The 26,377-nt window shown below is 70.5% G+C and carries 26 protein-coding genes; 9 read left to right on the top strand and 17 right to left on the bottom strand.

Translation table 11 applies throughout. The features are described from left to right. Window position 1: 1 nt before the first annotated feature. Complete coding sequence (locus OG2516_RS01040) at window positions 2-997, top strand: glycosyltransferase family 2 protein (RefSeq protein WP_007253729.1); 996 nt, start codon at window positions 2-4, stop codon at window positions 995-997. Then, on the top strand, window positions 994-1,800 hold the full coding sequence (locus OG2516_RS01035) for a sulfotransferase domain-containing protein (RefSeq protein ID WP_007253728.1): 807 nt from the start codon (window positions 994-996) through the stop codon (window positions 1,798-1,800). The genes OG2516_RS01040 and OG2516_RS01035 overlap by 4 nt, the downstream gene beginning before the upstream one ends. Here the strand turns inward: OG2516_RS01035 and OG2516_RS01030 are convergent. The 7 genes from OG2516_RS01030 to OG2516_RS01000 all read right to left on the bottom strand — a co-directional run bounded on the left by OG2516_RS01030 (window position 1,797) and on the right by OG2516_RS01000 (window position 9,112). Continuing rightward, window positions 1,797-2,813 carry a glycosyltransferase family 2 protein gene (locus OG2516_RS01030; protein ID WP_007253727.1) on the bottom strand — a complete coding sequence of 339 codons (1,017 nt, stop codon included), beginning with the start codon at window positions 2,811-2,813 and terminating at the stop codon, window positions 1,797-1,799. The genes OG2516_RS01035 and OG2516_RS01030 overlap by 4 nt on opposite strands. A 70-nt stretch (window positions 2,814-2,883) precedes the next feature. Then, window positions 2,884-3,564 (bottom strand): fumarylacetoacetate hydrolase family protein, encoded by a 681-nt coding sequence (locus tag OG2516_RS01025; RefSeq protein WP_007253726.1) that lies wholly within the window; start codon window positions 3,562-3,564, stop codon window positions 2,884-2,886. Window positions 3,565-3,610: 46 nt separating this feature from the next. Next, window positions 3,611-4,588 (bottom strand): hypothetical protein, encoded by a 978-nt coding sequence (locus tag OG2516_RS01020; protein ID WP_245544262.1) that lies wholly within the window; start codon window positions 4,586-4,588, stop codon window positions 3,611-3,613. Beyond that, window positions 4,581-6,242, bottom strand: a complete 1,662-nt coding sequence (locus OG2516_RS01015) for an ABC transporter permease (protein ID WP_007253724.1) — start codon at window positions 6,240-6,242, stop codon at window positions 4,581-4,583. Before OG2516_RS01015 ends, OG2516_RS01020 begins: the two co-directional genes overlap by 8 nt. Continuing rightward, entirely contained in the window at window positions 6,242-7,330 is a 1,089-nt protein-coding gene (locus OG2516_RS01010) for an ABC transporter ATP-binding protein (protein WP_007253723.1), read from the bottom strand. The genes OG2516_RS01015 and OG2516_RS01010 overlap by 1 nt, the downstream gene beginning before the upstream one ends. An 84-nt stretch (window positions 7,331-7,414) precedes the next feature. Further along, window positions 7,415-8,398, bottom strand: a complete 984-nt coding sequence (locus OG2516_RS01005) for an extracellular solute-binding protein (protein WP_007253722.1) — start codon at window positions 8,396-8,398, stop codon at window positions 7,415-7,417. A gap of 120 nt (window positions 8,399-8,518) precedes the next feature. Then, window positions 8,519-9,112, bottom strand: coding sequence for an exopolysaccharide biosynthesis protein (locus tag OG2516_RS01000; protein WP_007253721.1), 594 nt, complete (start codon window positions 9,110-9,112; stop codon window positions 8,519-8,521). A 146-nt stretch (window positions 9,113-9,258) separates the two neighbouring features. Here OG2516_RS01000 and OG2516_RS00995 point away from each other — a divergent pair, with 146 nt between their 5' ends. From OG2516_RS00995 to OG2516_RS19260, 3 genes are all read left to right on the top strand, one after another. Next, window positions 9,259-10,416, top strand: coding sequence for an ROK family transcriptional regulator (locus OG2516_RS00995; protein WP_007253720.1), 1,158 nt, complete (start codon window positions 9,259-9,261; stop codon window positions 10,414-10,416). Window positions 10,417-10,671: 255 nt separating this feature from the next. After that, window positions 10,672-11,571, top strand: coding sequence for a cyclic nucleotide-binding domain-containing protein (locus tag OG2516_RS19265; protein WP_083788399.1), 900 nt, complete (start codon window positions 10,672-10,674; stop codon window positions 11,569-11,571). Window positions 11,572-11,585: 14 nt separating this feature from the next. Beyond that, window positions 11,586-12,293, top strand: coding sequence for an adenylate/guanylate cyclase domain-containing protein (locus tag OG2516_RS19260; RefSeq protein WP_007253719.1), 708 nt, complete (start codon window positions 11,586-11,588; stop codon window positions 12,291-12,293). Between the two features lie 111 nt (window positions 12,294-12,404). Here the strand turns inward: OG2516_RS19260 and OG2516_RS00990 are convergent, their stop codons facing one another. The 7 genes from OG2516_RS00990 to OG2516_RS00960 form a co-directional block, all read right to left on the bottom strand. Then, window positions 12,405-13,070 carry an RraA family protein gene (locus tag OG2516_RS00990; protein ID WP_007253718.1) on the bottom strand — a complete coding sequence of 222 codons (666 nt, stop codon included), beginning with the start codon at window positions 13,068-13,070 and terminating at the stop codon, window positions 12,405-12,407. Between the two features lie 12 nt (window positions 13,071-13,082). Then, on the bottom strand, window positions 13,083-13,946 hold the full coding sequence (locus OG2516_RS00985; RefSeq protein WP_007253717.1) for an ABC transporter ATP-binding protein: 864 nt from the start codon (window positions 13,944-13,946) through the stop codon (window positions 13,083-13,085). Next, window positions 13,943-14,926, bottom strand: coding sequence for an ABC transporter ATP-binding protein (locus OG2516_RS00980; RefSeq protein WP_007253716.1), 984 nt, complete (start codon window positions 14,924-14,926; stop codon window positions 13,943-13,945). The genes OG2516_RS00985 and OG2516_RS00980 overlap by 4 nt, the downstream gene beginning before the upstream one ends. Continuing rightward, on the bottom strand, window positions 14,923-15,747 hold the full coding sequence (locus OG2516_RS00975) for an ABC transporter permease (RefSeq protein WP_007253715.1): 825 nt from the start codon (window positions 15,745-15,747) through the stop codon (window positions 14,923-14,925). The genes OG2516_RS00980 and OG2516_RS00975 overlap by 4 nt, the downstream gene beginning before the upstream one ends. Further along, window positions 15,747-16,694: an ABC transporter permease gene (locus OG2516_RS00970; protein ID WP_007253714.1), complete on the bottom strand. Its 948-nt coding sequence runs from the start codon at window positions 16,692-16,694 to the stop codon at window positions 15,747-15,749. The genes OG2516_RS00975 and OG2516_RS00970 overlap by 1 nt, the downstream gene beginning before the upstream one ends. 91 nt (window positions 16,695-16,785) lie before the next feature. Next, window positions 16,786-18,342, bottom strand: a complete 1,557-nt coding sequence (locus tag OG2516_RS00965; protein ID WP_007253713.1) for an ABC transporter substrate-binding protein — start codon at window positions 18,340-18,342, stop codon at window positions 16,786-16,788. A 140-nt stretch (window positions 18,343-18,482) separates the two neighbouring features. Then, a complete protein-coding gene (locus OG2516_RS00960) occupies window positions 18,483-19,973 on the bottom strand; it encodes a M81 family metallopeptidase (protein ID WP_083788397.1) in 1,491 nt (496 codons plus the stop codon). A 101-nt stretch (window positions 19,974-20,074) separates the two neighbouring features. Here OG2516_RS00960 and OG2516_RS18815 point away from each other — a divergent pair, with 101 nt between their 5' ends. After that, window positions 20,075-21,010, top strand: a complete 936-nt coding sequence (locus OG2516_RS18815) for a succinylglutamate desuccinylase/aspartoacylase family protein (RefSeq protein WP_007253711.1) — start codon at window positions 20,075-20,077, stop codon at window positions 21,008-21,010. Window positions 21,011-21,012: 2 nt separating this feature from the next. On the opposite strand, the gene OG2516_RS00950 is transcribed toward OG2516_RS18815, so the two are convergent. Beyond that, window positions 21,013-21,870: an SMP-30/gluconolactonase/LRE family protein gene (locus tag OG2516_RS00950; protein ID WP_007253710.1), complete on the bottom strand. Its 858-nt coding sequence runs from the start codon at window positions 21,868-21,870 to the stop codon at window positions 21,013-21,015. A gap of 95 nt (window positions 21,871-21,965) precedes the next feature. Between OG2516_RS00950 and OG2516_RS00945 the strand changes: the two genes are divergently transcribed. The 3 genes from OG2516_RS00945 to OG2516_RS00935 all read left to right on the top strand — a co-directional run bounded on the left by OG2516_RS00945 (window position 21,966) and on the right by OG2516_RS00935 (window position 24,698). Continuing rightward, complete coding sequence (locus OG2516_RS00945; RefSeq protein WP_192808349.1) at window positions 21,966-22,763, top strand: IclR family transcriptional regulator; 798 nt, start codon at window positions 21,966-21,968, stop codon at window positions 22,761-22,763. 73 nt (window positions 22,764-22,836) lie between these two features. Beyond that, a complete protein-coding gene (locus OG2516_RS00940; RefSeq protein WP_007253708.1) occupies window positions 22,837-23,940 on the top strand; it encodes a pyridoxal-phosphate dependent enzyme in 1,104 nt (367 codons plus the stop codon). Next, window positions 23,937-24,698 carry an SDR family NAD(P)-dependent oxidoreductase gene (locus OG2516_RS00935; RefSeq protein ID WP_007253707.1) on the top strand — a complete coding sequence of 254 codons (762 nt, stop codon included), beginning with the start codon at window positions 23,937-23,939 and terminating at the stop codon, window positions 24,696-24,698. The genes OG2516_RS00940 and OG2516_RS00935 overlap by 4 nt, the downstream gene beginning before the upstream one ends. Here OG2516_RS00935 and OG2516_RS00930 read toward each other — a convergent pair. Next, window positions 24,692-25,612, bottom strand: coding sequence for a dihydrodipicolinate synthase family protein (locus tag OG2516_RS00930; protein ID WP_007253706.1), 921 nt, complete (start codon window positions 25,610-25,612; stop codon window positions 24,692-24,694). The two genes, OG2516_RS00935 and OG2516_RS00930, sit on opposite strands and share 7 nt — an antisense overlap. Next, window positions 25,612-26,376, bottom strand: a complete 765-nt coding sequence (locus OG2516_RS00925; protein ID WP_007253705.1) for a phytanoyl-CoA dioxygenase family protein — start codon at window positions 26,374-26,376, stop codon at window positions 25,612-25,614. Before OG2516_RS00925 ends, OG2516_RS00930 begins: the two co-directional genes overlap by 1 nt. Between the last annotated feature and the right edge of the window lies 1 nt (window position 26,377).

The following is a 26,377-nucleotide window of genomic DNA, read 5'->3' as shown; positions in this document are numbered from 1 at the left end:
GATGCGCAAGCTGCTGCTGTCGACGATGAAGAACGAGGGGCCGTACCTGCTGGAATGGCTCGCCTACCACAAGTCGATCGGGTTCGACGACTTCGTGATCTTCTCCAACGACTGCACCGACGGGACCAACCTGATCCTGAACCGGCTCGACACGCTGGGGATCATCGAACACCACGACAATCCGCTCGGCCCCCGCATGGACCCCCAACGCGCCGCCTATTCGCGCGCCAACCGCATGGAGCGCGTGCGCGGCGCCGACTGGGTGCTGATCGCGGACGCCGACGAGTTCCTCAACGTGCACGTGGGCGAGCGGACGGTGGACGCGCTGATCGGCGCGGTGCCCGACGCCGACGCGATCTCGGTGAACTGGCGGCTGATGGGCTCGTGCGGACAGGCGCACGCCGATTTCGGCGCGCTGGTGAGCGAGCGCTACGTGCGCGGCTCGTCCTACGACAAGCCGGAGAACGGGCTGGTCTGGGGCTTCAAGACGTTGTTCCGGCCGCGGAAGTTCGACTATTTCGGCGTCCACCGCCCGAAGTGGAAGAAGGAGACGACCGAGATCGTCCCGGGCATGGTGAAGTGGGTCAACGGCTCGGGCGTCGAGCTCGACGAGAAGATCCTGCACAAGGGCTGGCGCTCGAACGCCGAGACGGTGGGCTACGAGCTCGCGCAGGTGAATCACTACGCGATCAAGAGCCGGGAGGACTTCCTGCTGAAGCGGCTGCGCGGCACCGCCAACAGCAAGAACAAGGACCGGATCGATATGGAGTACTGGGACCGCTACGACATCAACACCTGCGCCGACGCCACCATCCCCACCGGGGGGATCCGTCCGATCATGGAGGAGTGGCTGCGGGACGACGACCTCGCCGCTCTGGTGCGGGCGTGCCAGGAGTGCGCGCTGAGGGTGCTCGAGTACCAGCTGCGCGCCGCCGAGATGCGCACCTTCGTCGACACCGGGATGTTTCCGTCGAAGCAGCAGGAGCCGGCGGCATGAGCACGCCGCGCTTCCTGTGCATCGCGACCCACCACAAGACCGGCACCGTCTGGATGCGGCGAACGTTCCTGAAGTTTGCCGAGGCCGAGGGGATCCCGTTCCTGCGGATGAGCCGTCCCGCGACCATCGCGGAGCTGCCCGAGGAAGGGCCGGCGCTGGTGACGAACTGGTCGGCGCGCTTTCCGTTCGAGATGTTCCTCCACCCCGAGGCGCGTTTCGTGCACATGATCCGCGATCCGCGCGACGTGCTGATCTCGGGCGCGCGCTACCATGTCGCCGCGCCGCTCGGCAACGAGAGGTGGCTCGCCGCCCCCCGCGCCGCGCTCGGGGGCAAGAGTTACCAGGAGCACATCGCCGCCCTGCCCGACTTCGCCGCGCAGCTGCGCTTCGAGATGGCCGGCAAGCACGCCGAGACGCTGACGGAGATGCTGGCCTGGCCCTACGGCCATCCGCACGTGGCCGACCTGCGCTACGAGGACATGATCGAGGATGTCGACTGCGCCCGCTTCCGCGCGGCGCTCGAAAAGCTCGGCGTGGCCGGGTTCGACATCGACCGGCTCGTCGAGAGCTACTGGACCCACAGCCTGTTCGGCGGGATCAGGGACGAGGGGGCGCGCAAGGCCAACGTGCGCGCGCACGTCAGGTCGGGGCGCAAGGCGCAGTGGCGCGAGCTGCTGCCGCGCGCCGTGGCGGAGGAGTATGCCATGCTCTACGGCGACGCGCTGATCCGGCTCGGCTACGCCCGCGATCACGGCTGGGTCGAGGAGTGCCGGGGCGACGCGGAGGCGGCGCTGGCGGGCTAGGCCGGGGCGGCCTCGACGGGGTTGCGCGCCTGGAAGCGCAGCAGGCGGTTGACGAGCTTGCGCATCCCGGGCGCCGCGCGCAGTTCGGCGGCACGGGCGCGGGCGCGGGCGACGGCGCCCTCGTGAAGCTGGCGCAGCTCGGCGTCCTTGAGCAGCTCGGCATGGGCATCGGCGAGATCGGGGAGCCAGCGGGTGATGTTCTCGTCGAGCAGGTCGTTGTGCTCGTAGCGGCGCCAGTAATGCAGCTCGTCGCCGAAGTCGTTGTGGTTGGCGTTGCCGCGCGCGACCTTGAGCAGGTAATCCTCGAGCGAGCGCAGGGCGTAGTGGTTGAGCTGGACGAGGTCGAAGCCGTAATCGAGCGCGGTGAGGCTCTTGACGTCCTTCGAGATGTCGATGGCGGTCTTGTCGATGGGCTTGCCGGAGCCGTTGACGGCGTGGACGAGGTCGAGCCGGTCGCCATCGAAGATCGGCGAATGGTTGTGCCAGGCGGTCGGCTCGGCGGAGCGGTGGGTGATGGTCTTGACCCCGCGCCGGTTGACCTTGCGGTGGTAGGCCGCATCCTTGGCCCAGGCGTGGCGGAAGCGGTCTGTGGTCAGCACGTCGTCGAAACGCTCGGCGCCGCCGGAGCCGAAATTGTGCTGGTTCATGTATATGACGTTGGCGCCCTCGGCGGCGGCGAAGAGGTCTTCGAGCCGCCCTGCCCCGGCGTTGACGCAGATGTACTCGTCGACGTCGAGGCTCGCCACCCAGTCCGACCGGCGCAGCCGCGCGCCGCTGTTGAGGTAGCGCAGGGCGTGGGTGTGGCGGCGTTCGGCGCCGGTGATCATCGAGGGGTTGGGGTAGTGGCGCAGCAGGCCCATCTCGTCGAGCCGCTCGAGCATCTGGTCGGTGCCGTCGGTGCAGTCGTTGGAGAAGACGATGATGTCGTTGACGCCGATCAGCCGGTGATAGGCCACCCATTCGAGGATGTAGGGGGCCTCGTCCTTCATCGGGGTGATCGAGGTGATGCGCATGTGGTCCCTGCCCGGTGCCCGTCCCGTTCGCGCTCGAGGCTACAGCAGCGGGCCGGCCGTTTTAAGGCGCTTAGACGACGCGGACGGACAATGTGCCGAGGCCGGCGATGGAGGCTTCGAGCCGGTCGCCCTGGGCGACGGGGCCGACGCCGGCGGGGGTGCCGGTGAGGATGACGTCGCCGGGCGCGAGGGCGTAGTGGGCGGAGAGGTCGGCGATGATTTCGGGCACGCTCCAGATCATCTGCGCGAGGTCGCCCTGCTGGCGCGGGGTGTCGCTGACGGCGAGGGTGATCGCGCCGCGCGCGGGGTGGCCGACGGTGGCGGCGGAGTGCAACGGGCCCACGGGGGCGGAGCGCTCGAACGCCTTGCCGATCTCCCAGGGGCGGCCGCGCGCCTTGGCCTCGCCCTGCAGGTCGCGCCGGGTCATGTCGAGCGCGACGGCGTAGCCCCAGACGTGGTCGAGCGCGTCGGCGGCGGCGATGTTGCTGCCGCCCGTCGCGAGCGCGACGAGCAGCTCGACCTCGTGGTGCACGTCGGAGCTGAGCGGCGGGTATGGAAAGGTGCCGGACGGGTCGAGGTTGTCGGGGTTCTTCTGGAAGAAGAACGGCGGCTCGCGGTCGGGGTCGTGGCCCATCTCGCGGGCGTGGGCGGCGTAGTTGCGCCCGATGCAGTAGACCCGCCGCACCGGGAACGCGCCGCCGTCGATGGTGGGGATCGTGTGGAGCGGCGGCGGGGGGATGACGGTGTCCATGTGTCCCGTCTGGCAAGCGGCGGAGCGGATGGCAATGCCCCGCGCCTCAACGCGCGGCGGTGTGCAGGATCAGGATCGTGCGGTCATCGAAGAACTCGGTGCCGGTGGAGCCCTTCACCGTCGCGAAGGCGCCGGTCTTGTGGAAGTCCGCCGCCTCGGCCTCGTGGAAGGCCGTCTCCCAGGCGGCGGCGGAGGCCTCGGCGGGAAGCGCCGGGTAGCCGTCGGTGAAGATCTCGATGCTGCGCACCTCGGACTTGGGCCGGCGCTGGTCGATGATCTCGCCGAGGCCCGTGCGGGTGCCGTTCATCGTGTCGAAGGCGAGCGGGCCCGTGGCGTTGCCGAAGCGGTACTGGGTCTGGATGCCGCCCTTCAGGAAGGCCGCGACGGTGTCGGCGTCGGCGGTGAGGCCGGTGTCGGCGGTCGCGCCGGCGACGATGTCGTCGGCCTCGGCGGGCGTGAGGCGGCCGTCGGCGACGCACTGATCGAGCCCGAGGAAGATCGCGCGGCGGGTGGCGTACTCGGCCTCGTCGGGCGTGGTGACCTGGCGGCGCAGGGCGTGGAACAGCCGCACGCGCGCGGCGGTGGAGACGTCGTCGATGACCTTGTCGAAGCGTAGCACCTCGCCGCCGTTGATGCGGATACCGGTGTCGCCGAGCAGCAGGAAACGCCACTCCGCCCCGCAATCGAGCGCGACGGCGACGGTCGTCGAGGGCGGCACGGGCAGATCGAGCGCGGCGGTGCGCCGCTCGAGCGCGTCCGACAGCCGGTCGATCAGCTCGCGCGGCGCGGCCTCGCGCAGGGCCGGGTCGAGCGCGATGGCGGCGAGTTCGGCGGAGACGGTGAGCGCGGCGAGCCGCCCGGCGGGGGTGCCGTCGACGACGGAGCCGCGCGGGTCGGTGGCGCCGTCGAAGACGCCGTAGGCCATGCCCGGCAGCACCAGCGCCACGTCGTCACCCGGCTGCGCGCCGTCGCGGTACTTGGAGCGGTTGAGCAGCTCGACCTGCACGACGGCGCCCTCAGACAAAGGTCGACTCGCGGTTGTCGGCAAAGCGGAACACCACGTAGACGCAGGCCCCCGTGCAGAGCAGCAGCAGCGTCGAGAGGGCGGCGGCGAGGCCGAATTCGCCGTCGAGCACCGCGAGGTAGATCTGGACCGGCATGGTGATGGTGCCCGAGCTGTAGATGATGAGCGTGCCCGACAGCTCGTTGATCGCGGTGATGAATCCCATCAGCGAGCCGACGACGAGGCCGGGGACGATGAGCGGCACCGTCACCTTGAGGAACGCCATCAGCGGCGGCGCGCCGAGATTGACGGCCGCCTCCTCCATCGACGGCTTGATCTGGCGCAGGCTCGAGGTGGTGGAGCGCACGCCGTAGGGCAGCCGGCGTATGAAGTAGAGCAGGATCAGCAGCGCGCCGACGGAGAAGCCGCTGAACACGCCCGAGCGGAAGGTGGTCACGAAGCCGATCGCCATGACCACGCCGGGGACGAGGTAGGGAACCATCATCAGGAAGTCGAACGCGCCCGAGGCCGCCGTCTCGCGGCGCACGATGATGTAGCTGATCAGCGCCGAGAAGACGGTGATCAGGATCACGGCGGCGATGGAGAAGACGAAGCTGTTGGTGATCGCCTCCGGCGCGGTGCGCCAGATGCGGGCGTAGCTCTCGAGCCCGTAGCCGCCGACGAAGACGGGGCCGTTGGTCTTGAGGAACGAGGTGTAGACGACGACGAGCGTGGGCAGCATCGCGATCAGCACGGTGGCGTGGCAGGACAGGTGGACGGCCACGTTGCGCCAGCCGGTGAGCTTCTGGCGGACCGGCAGGTTGGTCAGGCTGCTGGCGTAGCGGCGGCGCGCCAGGATGCGGCGCTGCGCGAGGAGCGCGAGCATCGAGATCGCCATCATGATGATCGACACGGTCACCGCCATCGTCGGCAGCCCGCCGAGCTCGGAGCGGTAGGCGGCGAAGGCGATGGTGGACAGCGTGCGGAAGCCGCGCCCGAGGATCGCGGGGGTGCCGAAGTCGGCGATGGCGAGCACGAAGCAGATGATCGCGCCGGTGCTGATCGCGGGGAAGACGAGCGGCAGGGTGATCTGGCGGAACCGCTGCCAGGGCGTGCAGCCGAGGTTCTCGGCGGCGTCCTCGAAGCTCTTGTTGACCGCGTTGAGCGCGGTCTGGGTCATCAGGAAGACGAAGGGGAAGAACTTCAGGGTGAAGACGAGGATGATCCCGTGCGCGCCGTAGATGGTGGGGATGCTGATGCCGAGGCTTTCGAGGAAGTTGGTGATGAACCCGTTGGAGCCGAGCATCATGATCCAGGCATAGGCCCCGATGAAGGGCGGCGCGACGAGGACGAGGATCGCCAGCGTCGAGATCCAGGCGCGGCCCCGGATGTGGAAGCGCGCGGTGAAGAAGGCGAGCGGGATGCCGAGCAGGCACGCCCCGAGGGTGCCCATCAGCCCGACGAACAGCGTGTTCTTGAGGCCGTTGACGTAGTAGTTTCGGGTGAAGACCTCGACGTAGTTGCCGAGCGTGAAGCCGCCGGTGTCGGCATCGACGAAGCTCAGCAGCAGCACGCGCAGGATCGGCAGGATCAGCAGCACGGCGAGGATGACGGCGATGACGAGCGTCGCGCCGCCCCAGAAGTCGAGCCGCCGGCGCAGGCGGGCGAGGGCCATCAGATCCGCCCCCCGGTGACGCTGTCGGCGAAGAAGATCAGCCCGTCGCGCGGCGTGGCGACGGTGACGCGCGCGCCCTCGGGCTGGGCGATGATCGCCGGGTCGGGGCGCGAAACGGCCTTGATCTCCTCGCCCGCGTCGGTGGTGACGAACACCTCCATCTCGCGGCCGATGAAGCTGACCTCGCGCAGGGTGGCGGGGATGGCGATGGCGCCCTCGGGAGGCGGCGTGCCGTCGGTGTGGACGCTGACCGTCTCGGGGCGCACGGCGGCGACGAGATCGCCCGAGGGCGGCGCGGCGGCGGCGAGGTCGGTGACGGGCGCGCCGCCGGAGACGAGCGACAGGCCGGCCCCCTCGCGGGCGACGCGCAGGAAGTTGTTGGCGCCCACGAAGGTGGCGACGAAGCGGTTGGCGGGGCGCAGGTAGATGTCGAGCGGCCCCGCGGCCTGCTGGATGACGCCGCCGTACATCACGCAGACGGTGTCGGACATCGCCAGCGCCTCTTCCTGGTCGTGGGTGACGTAGATGGTGGTGACGCCGAGCTCCTTCTGGATGCGGCGCAGCTCGGAGCGCAGGTCGACCCGCAGGCGCGCGTCGAGGTTGGAGAGCGGCTCGTCCATCAGCAGCACCTTGGGCTTGATGACGATGGCGCGGGCGAGGCCCACGCGCTGCTGCTGGCCGCCGGAGAGCTCGTGAGGCATCCGCTTGGCGTAGGCGCCGAGTTGGACCACCTCGAGCACCTCCCCCACCCGCTGGCGCACCTCGGCGGCGGGCAGCTTGCGCTGGCGCAGGCCGAAGGCGACGTTGTCCTCGACCGACAGGTGCGGGAAGACGGCGTAGTCCTGGAACACCATGCCCACGTCGCGGCGATGGGCGGGCAGGTTTTCAATCGCGGCCCCGTCGATGGCGATGGAGCCCGCATTCTGCCGGTGGAAGCCGGCGATGGTGCGCAGCAGGGTGGTCTTGCCGCAGCCCGACGGGCCGAGCAGCGTGTAGAACGAGCCGGTCGGGATCGAGAGGTTGATGTCCTCGAGCGCCACGACATCGGCATAGAGCTTGCGCAGCCCGCTGATTTCGACCGAGGCCATCCTGGGTCACCTGTCTTGTCTGGGAGTGGGAAATCGGTCGGGGCCGGGCGCAGTCGCCCCCGGCCCCCGTGTCGCGCGGTCCGTCTACTGGACGTCGAGGACCATGTCCTGCCAGGCCTCGACGAGCCGCTCGCGGTTGTCGGCGGCCCACTGGGCGTCGTAGCCGACCGAATTGACCTCGGCGAGCGGGATCAGCGCGGGGTTGGACTCGACGTCGGAGCGCACCGGCCGGCGGCCCTGCTCGGCGACGACCTGCTGCGCCTCGGCGGAGAGCATGAAGTCGATAAACGCCTTGGCGTTGTCGGCGTTGGGCGCGCCCTTCACGAGCGCCATGGCGTCGGGCGCGATGGCCGTGCCCTCGGCGGGGTACACGATCTGCACCGGACCGCCGCCCTCGACGTAGCGCAGCGCGGCGTCCTCGAGGGTCACGCCGACAGCGAGCTCGCCGTCGTTGACGAAGCGCGGCACGGCGCCGGAGCTGTCGGAGAGCACGAAGTTGGATAGCATCCCCTCGTAGACGTCCCAGCCGGCCTTCTCGCTGTCGAACGCCTGCAGCACCGTGGCGAGCTGGATGTAGGCCGAGCCAGACGCCTCGGCCCGGGCCGAGGAGATCATGTCGTCGTACATCGGGTCGGCAAGCGCCTCCCAGCTCTCGGGCACCGGCTTGCCGTCGAGTTCGCCCTCGTTGACGATCAGCGCCATGACGACGGCGGTGAACGGCGTCCACATGTCGCTCTGGTCCATGCCCTCGGCGAGCATGTCGGAGCCGGCGGCCTCGTAGGCCTCGAACAGGTCGGGGTTGAAGTCGATGACGGTGCCGTCGACGCTCCAGAGCACGTCGGCCTGCGGGCTGTCGGCCTCGGCGGTGAGGCGGTTGAGCAGCTCGCCCGAGCCGGCCTTGATGATGTCGACGCTGGTGCCGGTCTGCTCCTCGAACATCGGCACGAGCGCGTCGATGAAGTTCTGCGGCACGGCGGTGTAGACCGTCACCGACCCGTCCGCGAGCGCGGTGGTGGCCGTGAGGGCGAAGGCGACCGACAGCGCGGCCTTCCTGACTTGATGTGGCATGGATCCTCCCCTGGATTGCGGCGGCACTCCGTCTCGCGCGGCGCGCCTTCCGGGTTTTATTGCATTGCAAAAGAAAACCGCTGTCAACAGATTCCAGCAAGGAGGAGGACGGCCCCTGCCCTAGCCGCCCGACGCGGTGAAGCCCCAGATGCCGGCGCCGACGGCGGCCACCGAGCCGATGAAGCCGAGCAGCATCAGCAGGCCGTCGCGGTAGAGCAGGCCGAGGCCGAAGACGGCGATGACGATCATCGGGCCCGACGTGGCGAAGGGCACCACCTCGAGCGGCGGCACGATGAGCAGCAGGCCGAGGATGACGATCGCCGCCGCCTTGCGCGCGGCGGGGCCGGCGAAGCGCGACAGCCGCTCGTGCAGCTTGGCGTCGATTCGGTGGGAGATCGGCTTGAGCCACTCGAGCGACTTCTTGACCCGCTCGCTGCTCAGCTTGCGGCGGCGCAGCCAGTCGGGGGCCCAGAAATGGTCGTAGCCCATGAGCAGGCGGATGACGATGATCGCGAGGGTCAGCGCCAGCAGGGTCGGCACGCCGGGGATGCCGCCGAGCGGGGTCAGCTCGATCAGCGGCAGGACCGCGAGCGCCGGGCCGTAGCCGCGCTCGTCGAGGGCGTCGATCAGATGGCCGACCTCCACCTCGCCGTCGCCCGCGGCCCTCTCCAGTTCCGCGACCACGTCGGTGAGCGCGCCGTTCTCCTCTTTCATGGCAAGGTCTCCTTCCCGAGCCGCGACACCGCCGGCTCCCGCGTCCTGTGGTGACCGATCAAGCCACACGGGGGATGGAGGTTCCGTCCCGGCCGGAATCCCGGGGGCGATGGAACAGCGCGGCGCGGCGGGATAGGGTCGGCGCCATGACGGAGCTGTCCTCACTCGGGTTCAACGCCCGGCGCGTCCTCGCCACCCTGCGCTCGAGCGGGCCCCGTTCGCGGGCCGACCTGGCGCGGCTGCTGGACCTGACGCCCTCGACGGTCACGCGGCTGGCGGGGCACCTGCTCGCCGAGGGGCTGGTGCTCGAGGAGAGCGACCCGATGCGGGCGGGCCAGAAGGGCTACCCGGCGAAGCTGCTGCGCATGGAGCCGCGCGGGCTCTACACCGCCGGGGTCTATGCCGACCCCGACCGGATCATGACCTGCATCGCCGATCTCACCGGCCAGATCATCGCCCGCGAGGACGTCGCCGTGCCCGACCGCGCGTTCTCGGCGATCATGTCGGAGGCGGGCGAGCGGGTGCGCGGGCTGATCGAGGCGGCGGGGCTGGAGCGGAGCCGGGTCGCGGGGTGCGGGGTCAGCTACCCGGGGCAGTACAGCGACGACCCGACCCAGGTGATGCGCATCCGCCAGTTCGAGGCCTGGCCCGACGTGAACGTGGAGCGCGACCTGACGCCCTGGTTCGGGATGCCGGTGCAGCACATGAACGACGCCAAGGCCGCCTGCCTCGCCGAGCTCTACCACGGCGCGGCCCGCGAGGAGCGCACCTTCTGCCACATCTGGCTGTCCTACGGCATCGGCGGCGCGGCGGTGATCGACCAGCGGCTGCACCTGGGGCGGCGCAACGGGGCGGCGGAATGGGGCGGGCTGTTCCCGAAGTCGCAGCCGCGCCCCTCGGGCCAGCACCTGCTCGACACGCTCGCCGCCGCCGGGGTCACGCTCGAGCGGCTGAGCGACGTCGACGAGACCCACCTGGCGCTCGACGTGGTGCGCGACTGGCGGGCGCACGCGGCCGAGCAGCTGCGCTGGCTGTGCCTGGTGATCGCGCGCACCTACGCCCCCGACGCCATCGTCATCGGCGGCACCCTGCACCCGGCACTGATCGAGGGCTTCATCGCCCACATCGCCTCCGACCCGGCCCTCGGCGAGGATTTCCACATCGCCCCGCCCCGCATCCTGCGCGCCACCCGCGACACCCTCCCCCAACTCGGCGCCGCGGCCCTGCCGATCCACGACTTCATGAGCCCGTCGACGTTCCGAGGGCCGGCGGTGAAGGGCTGGTCGCCGCAGGCGGTGGGGTGAGGGGGTTAGGGGGGTATCTATGGGCGGAAAGCGGGCTTTCGCCGCGGGAGCGAATGGCATATCCAAGAGGGGCTGAAGCTGACATCCAACAGACACGGTCAAAGCCGCCGCTTAGGAGGGGTGAGTGAGAACTATTAGCTCAAACAACCCGGGCACAAAATCCTGTTAAAGTCGGTACCTTTATTCACTAGATGTGGAGTCATCGCGCAATACTAGAAGCTTGGGAATGCAGATAGCTCGAGGAGAGGACCGTAAATGTACTGGTGGACAAGAGTCAAGCGCTCTTTAGGTTTGGAAAGCAAAGCGCGACTGCCCGAAAAGTTCTCCTGCGAAGAAGCAACCTACGAAATTCGACGTATTCTTGCAGACAATCCAGCAATCAACGGGGACGCTGGAGTTATTGACCGGTTCGTGGCGGAAGGCGAGGTATCGTACTTTCGAAGAGGGCAAGTCCTTATTGAACAGGGCGCTCAAGATGATAACGTCTATTTTTTACTATCGGGCAGTGTCGACATAGTTTTTGGTAGTTCTCTAGGATCAATTCGCGAAGCGCCTAATCAAGTTGGAGAGCTTGCGGCGACGAAACCCGGGGTGCCGCGTTCAGCAACAGTAGTGGCTCATACAAATGAAGTTGCTGCCCTACTGGTCAGCGGGCGCACCTTTCAGCAGGTGTACAATTCTAATAACGGCTTCAGGCAGCGCTTAGAATTAGAAAAGGATGCAAGGTTTCGAGAGCGCATAGCTGCTGGACATGTGGCCAAGAGACACGATGCTTGGGCGTGGCCGTGGATTTCCTGTGTCGCCGCAGCTGTTACTGCCGCAGTCGTTTGGGGTGTCGGCAACCACTTGCTGTGGTCACAGTCGGCGGCTTTACTCGCAACAGGGTTTTCGTCCGTACTGACATTCATTCTTATCATGATACTTAACCCAGCTTTCTTCTGGCGGCGCTGCTTTTGGGTAGCGTTTATAGCGATGATCGCAACTTCTTGGTTTGGGAGGTACGTTTTGGTCGACATCGGCGAAGGCGTACAACTGGTGCTTGGGGCACAAGTCAAAGAGGTTTCAAGTCTTGATATGGTTCTGCAGATGCTCCCATTTTTGGTCGTCATGGTGATCTGTGCCATCAGGGATCATGCAGCGACTAGCGGTAGATAAGAAGGAACGAATTCATGTCGCTACATGATGATCTAACGAACGCTGTAGACAACGTTCTCGGTAAAAAATTCTCGCTGCGCGACGGTCAAAACGTGCCGTCATCGGAAGATGTTACTCTTGCTAATGGTGCTGTTAAGATCGAAGCAGCGTTCTTGTACGCAGATTTGGCGGGATCAGGGCGAATTGCCAAAATCTGTCCTTGGGACACTACAGCAAAGATAATTCGGGCATATCTCGATTGCGCTGTTCGCATCATACGAGCGCATAATGGCGCAATTAGAAGTTTTGACGGAGATCGGGTAATGGGGGTTTTCGCAGGAGACTCCAAACGAACAAATGCGACCAAATCTGCGCTGAAAATCCAATGGGCTACCCGGCACCTTATCCAAAAAGAGGCCCGCAAGCGATTCAAGTCAGTCAAAGACAACGACGTCAAAATCCAGCAAGCGTGTGGCGTTGATGTAGGCGTGAGCCGCGCGGTTCGCGCTGGCATTCGTAACAATAACGACCTTATTTGGATTGGCAGCCCCCCAAGTTTTGCCGCAAAGCTTTCGGATTTGCGTGAGTACCCGTATTGCACATACATCTCGGCGGGCGTGTACAATCGGATTGCGGACGAAGCGAAGCTGAGCAAGGGAGTAGACATGTGGGAGAAGCGCTCCACGAAATTCGCCGGTGCTTCCGAGGTCTGCTATCGTAGCTCGTATTGGTGGAAACCCTAGCCGTCTTCAGTGCAATCAACGGCAGCGTTGGCAAGCCGCACTGCAGCAAAGCGACAGTCTCGCCAATGACCGATATGGGCCGTTACCTGAGTTCGGCGCCTCGCCCCCCTCTCACAAAATCCCATGCCGCGCGAAGACCTCCGACAGGCGCGCTCCGGCGCGGAGTTCGTCGCGGACGGTGGTTTCGGCGCGGACCTTGGCGAGGGCGCCGGAGAGGACCTCGTCGAGGATGGCGGCGGGGACGAAGGCGATGCCGTCCATGTCGGCGATGACGAAGTCGCCCGACTCGACGCGCACGCCGCCGATGACGCAGGGGACGTCGGTCCACATCATCTTGCCGCGGTACTTGGTGTCGGTCGGGTTGCGGCCGCCGCAATGGACGGGGTAGCCGATCTCGCGGATCTGGCGGACGTCGCGCACGCAGCCGTCGGTGATGCAGCCCGTCGAGCCGAGCACCTGCGCGCGGGTCGACAGAAGCTCGCCCCAGGGCGACAGGCGCAGGTCGCCGTTGCACGAGATCACCGGCACGTCGCCCGGCTTGAGGTCGTCGACCAGCGCGATCTCGTGCTCGTAGACGTTCACCGTCTCGTCGTCGTGGTAGATCGGCATGTAGAGCCCGACGCGGGCGAAGCCGCACATGGTCAGGCTGTCGTCGAGCGCCGTCAGGCCGGGGGCCACCACCTGCTCGCGGTGGCCGAGGCTGTCGAGCGTGTCGGCGACGACGGCGCTGTAGAGTTCGGCGCGGGCGGTGGCGAGAAGCGTGTCGCGGTCGGTCATGGTGTCTCTCCGTTAACGGCCCCTGCGGGCCTGGTGACTGGTAACTGGGGGTGTGGCGGCCGCCCCGGCGGCGAGGCCGCGCCCGGCAAGCCCGTCCTCCATCGTCAGGACGGCGTCGACGAGATTGCGGGTGGCCTCGGCCTCAGGGTGGACGAAGAGGTCGCGCGGGGCGCCCTGCTCGACGATGCGCCCGCCGGCGATGACCGAGACGCGCGAGGTTGAATAGGCGACGACGGCGAGGTCGTGGGCGATGAGCACCATCGACAGGCCGAGCTCGTCGACGAGGTCCTTCAGCAGGTTGAGCACCTGCGCCTGGATCGACACGTCGAGCGCCGAGACCGGCTCGTCGGCGATCAGCACGCGCGGACGCGGCGCGAGGGCGCGGGCGATGGCGATGCGCTGGAGCTGGCCACCGGAGAACTCGTGCGGATAGCGCGCGAGGGCGGATTCGGTGAGGCCGACCTGCCCGATCACCTCGCGCACCCGCGCCGCGTGGTCTTCCGCGACGCCGAGCGCGCGCAGCGGCTCGAGCAGCGAGCGGCCGACGCTCATGCGCGGGTCAAGCGAGGAGCGGGGGTTCTGCATGACGACCTGCACCGCGCGGCGGAAGGCGCGGCGCTCGTCGGGGCCCATCTCGCGCAGGTCGCGCCCGTCGAAGCGCACCGCGCCGCCCCGCGGGGTCTCCATGCCGAGCATCGCGCGGGTCATCGTGGTCTTGCCCGCGCCCGACTCGCCCACCAGCCCCACCGCCTCGCCCTCGCCGACCGCGAAGTCGACGCCGTCGAGCACCGTGAGCGACCGGCGCGGGCCGAACAGGCGATCGCGCGGGAGCGGGTAGGCTTGCGTCACCGCGTCGAGCTCGAGCAGCGGCGTCATGGCGCCTCCCCTGCCCCGTCGGCCGGGTGCCAGCAGGCGGCGCCGTGTGGCGCGCCCTCGAAGGGAGGCATCCGGGTGCGGCAGAGCGCGCTCGCCGCCGCGCAGCGCGGGTGGAACGGGCAGCCCGGCGGCAGGTCGGTGAGCGGCGGCACCATGCCCGGGATCGCGGGGAGGCGCGCGCCGGCGTCGAACGAGATGTTGTCCATCGTCGGCTGCGAGCGCAGCAGGCCTTGGGTATAGCGGTGGCGCGGCGTGCGGAAGACCTGCGCGACCGGCCCCGCCTCGACGATGCGGCCGGCATACATCACTGCGACGCTGTCGCAGATGGCGGCGATGATGGGGAGGTTGTGGGTGATCATCAGCAGCGCCGAGCCGCGCTCGCGGACGGCGGCGTCGAGGATGCGCAGCACCTGCTTCTGCACCGTCACGTCGAGCGCGGTGGTCGGCTCGTCGGCGATGATGAGCTGCGGGTAGCAGGCGAGCGCCATGGCGATCATGATCCGCTGCCGCTGCCCGCCGGACAGCTCGTGGGGATAGGCGCGCAGGATGCGGGCCGGCTCGGGGAGGTTGATCTGCGCGAAGAGGTCGAGCGCCTGCCGTTCGGCCTCGGCCGCGGACAGGTCGAGGTGGCGGCGCAGGATCGAGGTGACCTGCCGGCCGACGCGGCGCACCGGGTCGAGGGCGGAGAGCGGGTCCTGGAAGACCATCGAGATCGTGCGTCCGCGCCGCTTCGACATCTGCCGGTCGCTCTGGCCGACGAGGTCGACGCCGTCGTGGCGGACCGAGCCGCGGACGTGCCAGCCGGCGGGCAGCAGGCCCATGATGCCGAGCGCCGTCATGCTCTTGCCCGAGCCGCTCTCGCCGACGAGGCCCATGCGCCCGCCGGCGGGGATGGTGAAGGAGACGCCCTGCACCGCCGTCAGGTCGCCGTTGCCGACGAAGAGGTCGCGCACCTCGATGGCATTGTCCGCGCCGCTCATGCCGCGCGCCGCGCGAGCTTGGGGTCGAGCACGTCGCGCAGGCCGTCGCCGAGCAGGTTGAGGCCGAGCACCACCACGACGATCGCCAGCCCCGGCCAGAGCGCCAGCGGCGAGGAGACGCCGACGGTGTTCTGCGCCTCGTTCAGCATCAGCCCCCACGAGATGCCGGGGCGCGACATGCCGACGCCGAGGTAGGACAGCCCCGCCTCGGTGAGGATGCCGGCGGCGAAGTAGAGGGTGAATTGCACGATCAGCACGCCCGCGATGTTGGGCAGCACGTGGCGGGCGAGCACGAACAGCCGGCCGCGGCCGTAGAGCCGGGCGGCGGTGACGAAGTCCTCCTGCAGCACCGCCAGCGCCGCCGAGCGGGAGACGCGGATGAAGGAGGGGGTGAAGAAGGCCGACAGCGCCAGGATCGTCGTCCACATGCCCGAGCCGAGGGTCGCCGCGAGCACCAGCGCGGTGACCATGCCGGGGATCGACAGCATGATGTCGGCGAGGCGCGAGATTGCCTCGTCGGTCATCCGGCCGGTGGCGGCGGCCCAGAGGCCGAGCAGGGTGCCGAGGGTCAGGCTAATCGTCGCGCCGCCCGCGCCCACGAGCATGGAGGTGCGCGCGCCGACCATGAGCTGGGCGACGATGTCGCGCCCCAGCGTGTCGGTGCCGAGCGGGTGGCCCGGCGCGCCGGGGGGCAGCATCCGCTCGGGGATGTTGGGGATGTTGGGGTGGTAGGGCAGCCAGACCAGCGACAGCAGCGCGACGGAGATCGCGGCGAGCGTCAGCACGAGGCCGACGAGGAGCGAGGCGTTGAGCCAGCGCATCAGCGGCCCCGCCGGGTGCGGGGATCGAGCAGCGCGTAGGCCATGTCGATCAGGAAGTTCACGAAGATGACGAAGACGATGATCAGCATGACCGTCGACTGCACCACGATCACCTCGCGCGCGGCGACGTTGGCGAGGATCATCCGCGCCAGCCCCGGCAGCGAGAACACCATCTCGATGATCACCGTGCCGCCGATCAGCTCGGCCATCTGCAGCCCGATCACCGTCACGATGGGCAGCGCCGCGTTGCGCAGGCCGACCTGCAGCAGCGCCTGGCTCGCGGTCATGCCCGAGGCCCGGGCGGTGCGGACGTAGTCCTGGTTCATCACGTCGAGCACCGCGGAGCGGACGTAGCGGGTCATCACCGCGCCGAGGATGGTGCCGAGCGACAGCACCGGCAGCACCAGCGAGCGCAGCGCCTGCACCGGATCGACCGACCAGGGCGTCCAGCCGCCGGTGGGCAGCCAGCCGAGGTGGACGCCGAACAGCAGCGACAGCAGGATCCCGGCCCAGAACACCGGCACCGCGATGCCGACCTGGCTCAGGAGGCCCACGAACGCGCCGGAGGGCCGGCCGGCGTTGCGGGCGGCGAAGATGCCGGCGGGGATCGCGATGAGCAGCCCGAGGGTCAGCCCCATCAGCGCCAGCGGGATCGACACTTCGAGGCGCGAGGTGACGAGGTCGGTGACGCTCTCGTTGGTGCGGAACGAGCGGCCGAGGTCGCCGCTCAGCATGCCGCCGATCCAGTCGAGGTACTGCACCGCCAGCGGCCGGTCGAGGCCGTACTCGGTGGCGAGCGCGTCGATGGCGTCGGGGCTGGCGTCGCGGCCGAGCACGATGGCGGCGACGTTGCCGCCGGCGGCGCGGATCAGCAGGAAGATCGCCACCGACGAGGCCACGAGGGCGCCGAGGAAGAACGCCAGCCGCCGGAAGATGTAGAGCGCCATGGAGGTCTCGCGGTGGGAACGGTCAGGGAGGGCGCCGCACCCGCGCGCCTTGGCGGCGGCAAGTGCGGCAGTCGGCTCGGCGGGCGGGAGGTTACCAGCTGAGCCTGGACAGCTCGACGGCGACGCCGACGCGCGGTTCGGTGAAGCCCTCGAGATCGGGGTGCAGCAGGCCGACGCCGAGCTTGGCGATCAGCGGCACGATCACCGCGTCCTCGCGCAGGATCGCCGAGGCCTCGTCCATCCGCGCCTCGTACTCCTCCTGGCTGGTGGCGGCGTCGGCGGCCTGAAGTTTCTCGGTGTACTCGGCGCTGCAATAGGTGCTCCAGCCCGCCGCCTCCGGGTCCGGGCAGGCCCACTGGGTCGCGCCGCCGGGGCCGGACATGATGGTGACGTCGAATTGCGGCGGCCGGCCCTGGAAGATGATCTGCGAGTAGCGCGCCAGGTCGATGGCGTTGCGGGTCACGTCGAAGCCCGCCGCCTGCATCATCGGCACCATCACGTCGGCGGGCAGCGACAGGTCGGGCACGTCGCTGAGCGAGACGTACTCGAGCTCGACGTCGCCGTAGCCGTTCTCCGCCACCGCCGCCATCGCCGCCTCGAAGTCGAACGGATAGGGGCAGGTCTCCGCGCTCTCGGGCGCGTACCAGGGCATGTTGGGCAGCCCGAAGGTGCAGGTGTTCTCCGCGCCCCAGGCGGCGCCGAAGGCGTCGTTGAACTGCTGCCGGTCGAGGGTCATGGCGATCGCCTGCCGCAGGCCCGGGTCGAGCGCCTGGTTGATGACCGCGTAGGTCGGCTCGCCGACCTGCGGGTAGGTAACCAGCTCGTACTGGTCGTCGAGGTCGCGGTTCACCAGCTGCTCCCAGAGGTCGATGGTGATGACCGGGATCGCGTCCACCTCGCCCGCCGCCAGCGCATTGAGCCCCGCGGTGCCGTCGGTGACGATGCGCACGGTGACGTCCTCGATCGCCGGCGCCTCGCCCCAGTAGTTCGGGTTGGCCTCGAAGGTGAGGTGGCTGTTGGAGACGTACTCCACCAGCCGGTAGGGCCCGGTGCCGATCGGGTTGGTGGCGATGTCGCCGGCGGCGGCCTCGGGCTGGATCAGGCCGCTGACGTCACCCATGCCGAACCAGAAGTTCTGCGAGGGCTGCGACAGGGTCACCTGCACGCGACGGTCGTCGAGCGCGGTGATGTCGGTGACGCTGTCGAAGGCGGCGGCGTTGGCCACGACGGGGCTCTCGCTCATCGTCTCGAGCGAGTAGACCACGTCCTCGACCGTGACGGGCGTGCCGTCGGAGAATTGCGCGTCGCGGATGGTGAAGGTGTAGACGGTGCCGTCCTCGCTGATCTCCCAGCTCTCGGCGACGCCGGGCGACACGGTGCCGTCGGCCTCGAAGTAGACGAGCGGCTCCACCACGTTGGCCGGGATCCACAGGCGCAGGGCGGTGAGGATCGACTTGACGTAGTCGAGCGTGCCCGGGTCCTGCCGGGCCACCATGACGAGCGCGTCCTCGGCGGCGCGCGGCGAGGTAGCGGGCTCCTGCGCGAGCGCCGGGCTGGCCGCGAGCGTGCCGAGGCCGGCGAGGCCGAGCGCGACCGCGGCGGATGCGCCCCGGAGCGTGGCGAGGGTCGGTGAGGTCCGGATGGTCATTCGTTGCTTCCCCTGTTGTCCCCGCTGGTCTGACGCCAAGGCCGCGCCGCCGCAGGTTGTTGATCACGTTGCACCCCTGTTTCACGATGCGCAACGTCTGTTTCATATTGTTTGCCGTCGCGCGCGATTCGCGCAAGGGCCTAGAGCGGGTCGAGCGGGTGCAGCGGCCGGGTGACCTGCGCGTAGGGCAGCTGGCGGACGTCCGCGCGGGTCGGACCGGGGGTGTCGGCGAGCAGCACCCGCGCGGCGAGCGGGCCGAAGGCGACGCGGAAGTGCGAGGGCGACTTCACGAACACCAGCGCCGCGCCGGCCGGGTCGAGGCCTTGCGAGGTGTAGATGCCGGTGTCCCATTCCATCGAGGCCCGCGAGCGGACGGCGACGCGGATCGCGTCGATGCCGAGCACCGCCGTCGGGCCCATCTCGATCGCCAGCCCCTGCGCGCCCTGGTCGCGCATCACGTAGCGCCCGTCCGAGAGCGACAGCACCCGCGCCCTCACCTCCACCGGCGTGCCTCGCGAGACGGCGTGGCCGAGGCGGAAGGTCAGCTCCGCGCCCTGCCCCGCCGCGTGGGCGGCCGCGGCGGCGGGCGGGTCGCAGAGCGTCAGCAGGCTCGGGCGGTCGTGCGCCGCCGCGCCGCCCTCGAGCAGAGCGCGCAGCACGGCGGGGCTGTCGGCCGCCGCCCCGCCGGTGGGGGCGTCGCCGGTGTCGGAGACGAGGGTCATGCCGGGCGAGGCGAGGCCGGTCGCCACCGCCTCGCGCAGCGGCACGAGATCGAACGTGAAGCTGTCGCGGCGCGCGAAGGTTTCGTCGGCGAGTTCGCGCGCCACGGCCTCGGCGGCGGCCACGTCGCCGTCGGCGCAGACCAGCGCGGCGAAGCCGAGGTCGGGGACGTCGATCCAGGGCTGCACCGGGAACACCGAGGCATGCAGCACCCGCCCCTCGGCCTCCGCCCGCCGCCCGGCCTCGGCGACCGGGGAGAAGGGGCCGTCGGTGGTGCGCCCGTTCACCGCCGGCACGATCACCGGGCACTTGGCGAGCGCCATCACCGGGCGGCGGCGGCCGGCGAGCGTGTTGGCCAGCAGCGCGGCGGTGCGTGCGCCGGTCTCGTACATGTCGGTGTGCGGGTAGTTCCGGTAGCCGACGTGGAACGTGTCGGGCTGGAGCATCAGCGGGGTGATATGGCCGTGCAGGTCGAGGCTGACGCCGATCGGCACACCGTCGGGCAGCAGCGCCCGCATCCGGGCGATGATTTCGCCGTCGCCGTCGGGCTGGTCCTCGACCACGAGTGCGCCGTGGAGCGCGAGGAGCAAGCCGTCGACGGGGCCGGCGGCGCCGAGGCGCTCCTCCATCTCGCCGACGAGCGCGTCGAAGGTGGCGCGCGTCACGGTGCCGGAGGCGGCGGCGTAGGCGGCGAGGAGCGGCACCGGCGCGATTTCGGCGTCGCGCAGGGTGGCGAGCATCGCGGGCACCTCGACGCGGGCGTCGCCGTAGCCCGTCTCGAGCTCGTCGCCGCGCAGGACGTAGTAGGAGCGGAAGGTGTCGAGGGTGGTGGGAGTCGGGGCGAAGGTGTTCGTCTCCTGCATCAGGGAGGCGACGGCGACGCGGGGGAGCGGAGATTGTGGGCTGGGCATTCTGCAATATGGAACGTAAGTTTTGTAGAGTGCAATGACGGAGCGGGTGCGGGTGCGCAATGAACGCGCGCCCTACGGCGTCCGCAGCCATGGAGGGGTGCATGTCGGGCCTGTCGGAGATTGCTTACGAGACTGCCCTGCCCGGCCAGCCGCTGCGGGTCTTCACGCTGCGCGGCGCGCGATCGGGGCCGACGCTGGCGCTGATCGGGGCGGTCCACGGCGACGAGTACGAGGGGCCGATCGTGCTGTCGCGCCTGCTCGCGCGGCTCGATCCGGGGCGGCTGGCCGGGCGGCTGATCGTGTGCCCGGCGGCCAACATCGGCGCGGTGGCCGAGGCGCGGCGTTGCTCGCCGGCGGACGGCGGCAACCTTGCGCGCTGCTTTCCCGGCCGCGCCGGGGCCGGGCCGACCGAGGCGCTGGCGGCGCTGGTGGCGGAGCACGTCATCGCTCCCGCAGACGCGCTGGTCGACCTGCACAGCGGCGGCATGGCCCTCACCTGCCCGCCCTTCGCCGGCTATTGCGACGCGCCGGGCGAGCTCGGGGCGACGGCGCGGGCCATGGCGGAGGCCTTCCGCGCGCCGGTACTCTGGCGGCACGCGCCGCCGATGCCGCCGGGGCGGACGCTGAGCTTCGCCGCCGAGCGGGGCATCCCGGCGATCTACGCCGAGGCGGGCGGCGGGACGTTCCCGCCCTCCGACGTGCTCGACCTCTACCGCGACGGGGTGGTGCGCGTGATGGCGTCGCTGGGAATGCTCGCCGCCGACGCCGCGAAGCCGCCCGCGCCGCCGCTGCGGCTGAGCGGCGACGGCGACCTCGACGCGGCGCTGACGGCCCCGGCGACGGGCCTGTGCACCGCCCGCATCGCGCCGCTCGCGCGGCTCGCGCCGGGGACGGCGTGCTTCGAGATCCACGACCTCGACGGGCGGCTGCTCGAGACGGTGTGCGCCCGGCGGGCGGCGGTCGCGGTGTTCGTGCGCCGCAGCCGGTGGGTCAACGAAGGCGATCTGCTGATGGCGACGGCGCAGGAGGAGACATGAGCCTAGGGGTGCAGCAGGGTGCGGTTCGGCGGCAGGCCGCGGGGGCCGGGCACGCAGGCGAAGAGCGCGCCCGCGAGCGGGTCGGACGGGTCGTCGGAGGCGGTGGTGATGAAGAGCGTGCGCAGGTCTTCCCCGCCGAAGGCGCAGCTCGTCACCAGCGGCGTCGGCAGCTCGATCGTCTCCGCCAGCCGCCCGTCGGGGGCGATGCGGTGCACGCAGGACTGGCCCCAGACCGCGAGCCAGACGCAGCCCTCGGCGTCGACGCAGAGCCCGTCGACCAGCTGCCCCGCCGGCAGCACGAGGTGGTTGCGCCGGGGGCCGAGGGTGCCGCGGGCCATGTCGAAGTCGAACCGCGCGATGGTCGTCGTGGGGGAGTCGGCGTAGTAGAACGCCCGCCCGTCGCCGCTCCAGCCGAGGCCGTTGGACATGGAGACACCGTCGAGCATCGGCGCGAATCTCTGCCCCGCGGCGTAGCGCCAGAGCCGGGCACGGGTGCCGCCGTCGGGGTCGGCGGTGCCGATCCAGAAGCGGCCCATCGCGTCGGGCTTGCCGTCGTTGAAGCGGCCCACGGCGCCCTCGGGGAGCCGCGCGACGACCTGCGGCGCGGGGGCGCCCGGGGCGAGGGTCAGCAGCTCCTGGCCGATGGCGAGCAGCAGCGCGTCGCCGTCGGTCAGGCTCACCGCGCCGGGCGCGCCGGGCAGCGCGCGCCAGGTGGTCTCGCCGCTCGCGGGGTCGGTCTCGTGGAGGCGGGCGCGGCGGATGTCGATCCAGGCGAGGCGCGCGACGTCGGCGCGCCAGACGGGGCCCTCGCCGAGGCCGGCGCGGTGGGTGCCGAGCGGTTCGGGGGCAATCCGGGGCATCGGGGGGCGCTCCTGTCGGACTTGGCGTTGCGGTTGATCGCGCGCCCCGGCACGGCTACCGGGTGGCAGGCGAGGCTCGCGAGAGGATGACCGGCGTGACCGATGACAGCAACAGCGCTCTGCCCCTGCAGGACGACGCCGCCGCCGAGAGCCCCGGCGCGGCGAGCAAGCCGATCGGCGTGCTCGTCAAGAGCTTCGCGGTGATCGAGGCGATGGCCGATCTCGGCGAACCGGCACCGCTGCGCGAGGTGGCGCGGGTCACTGGGCTGCCGAAGGGGACGCTGTTCCGGGTGCTGCAGACGCTGGTGCAGCTCGGCTACGTCAACCAGATCGGGAAGACCGGCTCCTACCACCTGTCGAGCAAGGTCTACTACCTCGGCCGCAACGCCCGGCTCGAAGACCTCAAGATGAAGGTGCTGCCGCAGATGCGCGTGCTGCACCGGCGCTTCAACGAGACGGTGAATCTCGGGGTGCTCGACGGCATCTTCGTCTACTACATCGCCGCCATCGAGGCGCAGCGGGCGCTGTCGTGGTACGTGCCGGCCGGGACGCGCGACATGTTCCACTCGACGGCGCTCGGACGCGCGATCGTGGCGCACCTGCCCGAGGAGCAGCGCGACGCGCTCGTCACGCGGGGGGCGCTGGAATCGCGCACCGCGCGCACGACCATCTCGCCCGACGCGCTGCGCGCGGTGCTGGCCGGGGTGCGCGACGACGGCGTGGCGCGGGAGGTGGAGGAGAACGACGACGGCGTCGCCTGCATCGGCGCGCCGGTGTTCCTCGACGGGCGCGTCGCGGCGAGCGTGAGCCTGTCGATCCCGACCAACCGCTACAGCGCCGAGCTGGGCGACGAGGTGGCGGCGGCGCTGCGGGAGCTCGACCTGCGCTTCTGAGCGTGCCGCGATGCGAAACTTGCGTTTCACCTAGTGCGGCTCTAGCGTCACCGGGAGCAACCGAGCCGACGCCATGCCCCGACCCAGCCTCTACCAGCGCCACGCCCGCTTCCTGCCGGGCTGCGAGGCGGCCATCGACCTCGGACAGGGCGGCACGCCGCTGGTGAAGAGCCGGAGGATCGGGGCGGAGGCGGGCATCCCCGACCTGCGCTTCAAGCTCGAACAGCTCAACCCGACCGGCTCCTACAAGGATCGTTTCGCCGGCCTCGCCGTGGGGCTGGCCCGTGCCGAAGGGCACGCGGCCTGCGTCGCCACCTCGTCGGGCAACACCGGCGCGGCGCTCGCGGCCTTCTGCGCGCGCGCCGGGATGGGCTGCGCGCTCTACGTCTCGGAGAACGCGCCGCAGGGCAAGCTCGAGCAGATGCTGGCCTACGGGGCCGACGTCTACCGGGTGGCGCGCTTCACCATCGACGCCGCCGAGAGCGGACGTATCAGCGAGACGCTCGAGCGGGAGGCGGCGGCGCGGGGGATGCAGCTGTTCATCACCGCCTACGCGGTCAGCCCGGGGCCGATGGAGGGGATTAAGACGCTGGCCTACGAGATCGCCGAGGACGCGCCCGAGGTGGCCGACATCTTCCTGCCGGTGGGCGGCGGCGGGCTGTTCGTGGCCACCGGGCGGGGCTTCGACGACCTGGTCTCGGCCGGAGAACGGGCGCGGCCGCCCCGGCTCCACGCGGTCCAGCCGGTGGGCAACGACACGGTGGCGACGCCCTTGCGGGAAGGCGCGGCGAAGGCGCGGCCGGTGGACACGGCGACGACGATCAGCGGGCTGGGCGTCGGCTACATCCTCGACGGCGACGAGGTGGTCGCGCGGGCGCGGGCGAGCGGCGGGCGGGGCTACGTGATCGACGAGGACCGGGTGCGCGCGGTGCAGCGGCGGCTGGCGCAGGAGGAGGGGCTGCTCGTGGAGCCGGCGGGCGCGGTGGCGGTGGCCGGGGCGCTCGACGCCGCCGCGCGGGGCGAGCTGGCGGGCGACGGGCCGGTGGTGTGCGTGCTGACGGGCCACGGCTTCAAGGACCCGGCGACGCTGCAGGCGATGGGCGCCGAGCCGGGCGCGCGCCTGATCGACCGGGCGGCGATCCCGGCCACCTTCCCCGGCGCGGGCGGCGCGCGATGAGCCGGGTCGGCCTCGTCACCGGCGCGGGCACCGGCATCGGCGCGGCGACGGCCCGCCGGCTGGCGCAGGATTGCGGCACGCTGGTGCTGTGCGGTCTGGGGGCGGTCGAGCTGGAGGCGGTGGCCGAGGAGGTGCGCGCCCTCGGCGCGGCGGCGCGCGCGGTGGCGCTCGACGTCACCGACAGCGCCGGGCGGAGCGAGTTGTTCGCGCGCATCGGGCGCGACCACGGGCGGCTCGACCTGCTCGTCAACAACGCCGCGCTGATCGGCGCGCCGGCGCTGGCCGATCACCTCGACGAGACCGAGGCGCATTTCGAGCGGGTGCTGGCGGTCAACCTGACGGCGGCGTTCTTCATGTGCCAGGGCGCGGCGCGGCTGATGCAGCGCGCGGGCGGCGGGGCGATCGTCAACGTCTCGTCGGTCGGCGGCAGCGCGGCGCAGTACCGCGCGGCGGCCTACTGCGCCTCCAAGGCCGGGCTCGACTCGCTGACCCGCACGCTCGCGCTCGACTGGGCGAGCCTCGGCATCCGGGTCAACGCGGTGGCGCCGGGCGACATCCGCACCGCGCGCACCGAGGGGCTGAAGGCGGCGATGTCGGGCGGCGCGGTGCCGGAGAATCCGTGGTTCCGCGACACGCCGCTCGGGCGGCCGGGCACGCCCGAGGAGATGGCCGAGGTGATCGCCTTCCTCGCCAGCCCCGCCGCGAGCTTCGTCACCGGGGAGGTGGTGCGCGCCGACGGGGGCTTCCTGATCTACTGAGCCAGCAGGTCGGGCAGCAGCGCCTCGGCGCGCGCGCGCACGGCGGCGACCATCTCGGGCGTCGCGCCGTTGTGGGGCCAGAGCAGCGCCGGGCCGACCGGTCCCCAGCCGCCCGCCGCCGCCATGAGCTTGTCGAGCGCGGCGTCGGACAGGGCATGGGTCTTGGCGAGCGGCACCAGCGTCTCGGACAGGAAGCGGGCGAAGCGGCGCTCGAGATCGAGGGCGGCCTCGGGATCGGTCTCGATCTGGCGCCAGTGCCGCGCGGCGCCGGCGGGGGCGAGGCAGGCGACGTTGGAGTAGGCGCCGTCGGCGCCGAGGAAGCGGCCCGTGGCGACGCGGTGGCCGGCGACGAACACCGACAGCGCCCCGAGCAGTGCGCGGCGGCGGGCGAACCAGCCGGCATCGCCGCCGGCGACCTTCACCCCCACCAGCGCGGGCACCTCGGCGGCGAGCGCGGCGATGTCCTCGACCTCGAGGCGGCACTTGGCGTGGGGCGGGTTGTAGAGGACCAGCGGCATCCCCTGCCCCGCCTCGGCCATGCCCGCGAGAAAGCGCAGCTGCTCGTCGCGCGCGGGCGGCCACCAGTCGGGCAGGATCACCTGTGCCGCCGTCGCGCCGCAGCCGCGCAGCCGGGCCAGCCGGGCGCGGGCAACGCGGGGGTTGGTGCAGCTCACGCCGATCTGGAACGGCAGCGCGCGCGCCCTCGCCCGCTCGATCACCAGCGCGGTGACGGCGTCGAACTCGGCCTCGGTCTGGTTGAAGAACTCCGCCGCCGTGCCGTTGGTGTAGACCCCCGCCAGCCCGGCGTCGGCGAGGCGCTCCACCACCTCGGCGAGCGCGCCCATGTCGATGGCGCCCGCCCGGTCGAGCGGCAGCAGGACGGCGCCCCAGATGCCCTCGGGGCGCGGCGGCATCAGATCTTGTCGCCCGCCTTGAGCTCGGCGTTGAGCCGGGCCTGGTAGGCGGCCTTGGCGGCCTCGTCGACGCGGGCGCTCGCGCCGAAATAGACGAAGCCCAGCGCGCGGCGCGAGCGGGTCGGCGAGCGGTTCGGCCCGGCCCAGTGGACGGTGCGGGCGTCGTGCAGCAGGAACGTTCCCGCGCCGCCCGCGAAGGCGACGGTGCCGGCCGTGTCTCCGGGAGTGCCGAAGTCGGTGATGCCCTGCGAGAAGCCGAGCACGTTGGAACGCCCGTGGGGGCGGAAGCCCTCGGCCCTGTGCGAGCCGCGCACGTAGTGGATGCAGCCGTTCTCCTCGTCGACCGGCTCGAGCGCGAGCCAGCCGGTCACTGCCCGGCAGGGGGTGAGGTGGAAGTAGTAGCCGTCCTGGTGCGGCGGGGTCGGCTGGCCGATGCCGGCGGGCTTGTTGAAGTATTGCAGGTTCTTCGGCACCGCCTCCTCGCCCAGCGCGGCGGTGGCGAGGTCGCGCACCGGGCCGGTCTCGAAGAGGTCGCGGAAGTAGGCGTCGTACTCGCCGAGCTTCTGCATCTGCTTGAGGGTGCCGCGGTCGGCGCGGTCCTCGAAGTAGACCTCCTCGGGGGGCATCATTGGCATCACCTCGGCGATGTAGCGCTCGAGCTCCTGGTTGATCTCGGCGATCCTGGCGGCGTCGAAGAGCGGCCGGACGGCCAGGTAGCCGTCGCGGCGGAAGTCGCTGGCGAGGGTGTCGAGGTCGGGGGTCATG

The organism is Oceanicola granulosus HTCC2516 (assembly GCF_000153305.1).
Taxonomy (GTDB): domain Bacteria; phylum Pseudomonadota; class Alphaproteobacteria; order Rhodobacterales; family Rhodobacteraceae; genus Oceanicola; species Oceanicola granulosus.
The sequence above is the reverse complement of the archived record's forward strand: the minus strand, read 5'-3'. Positions and strand labels throughout refer to the sequence as shown.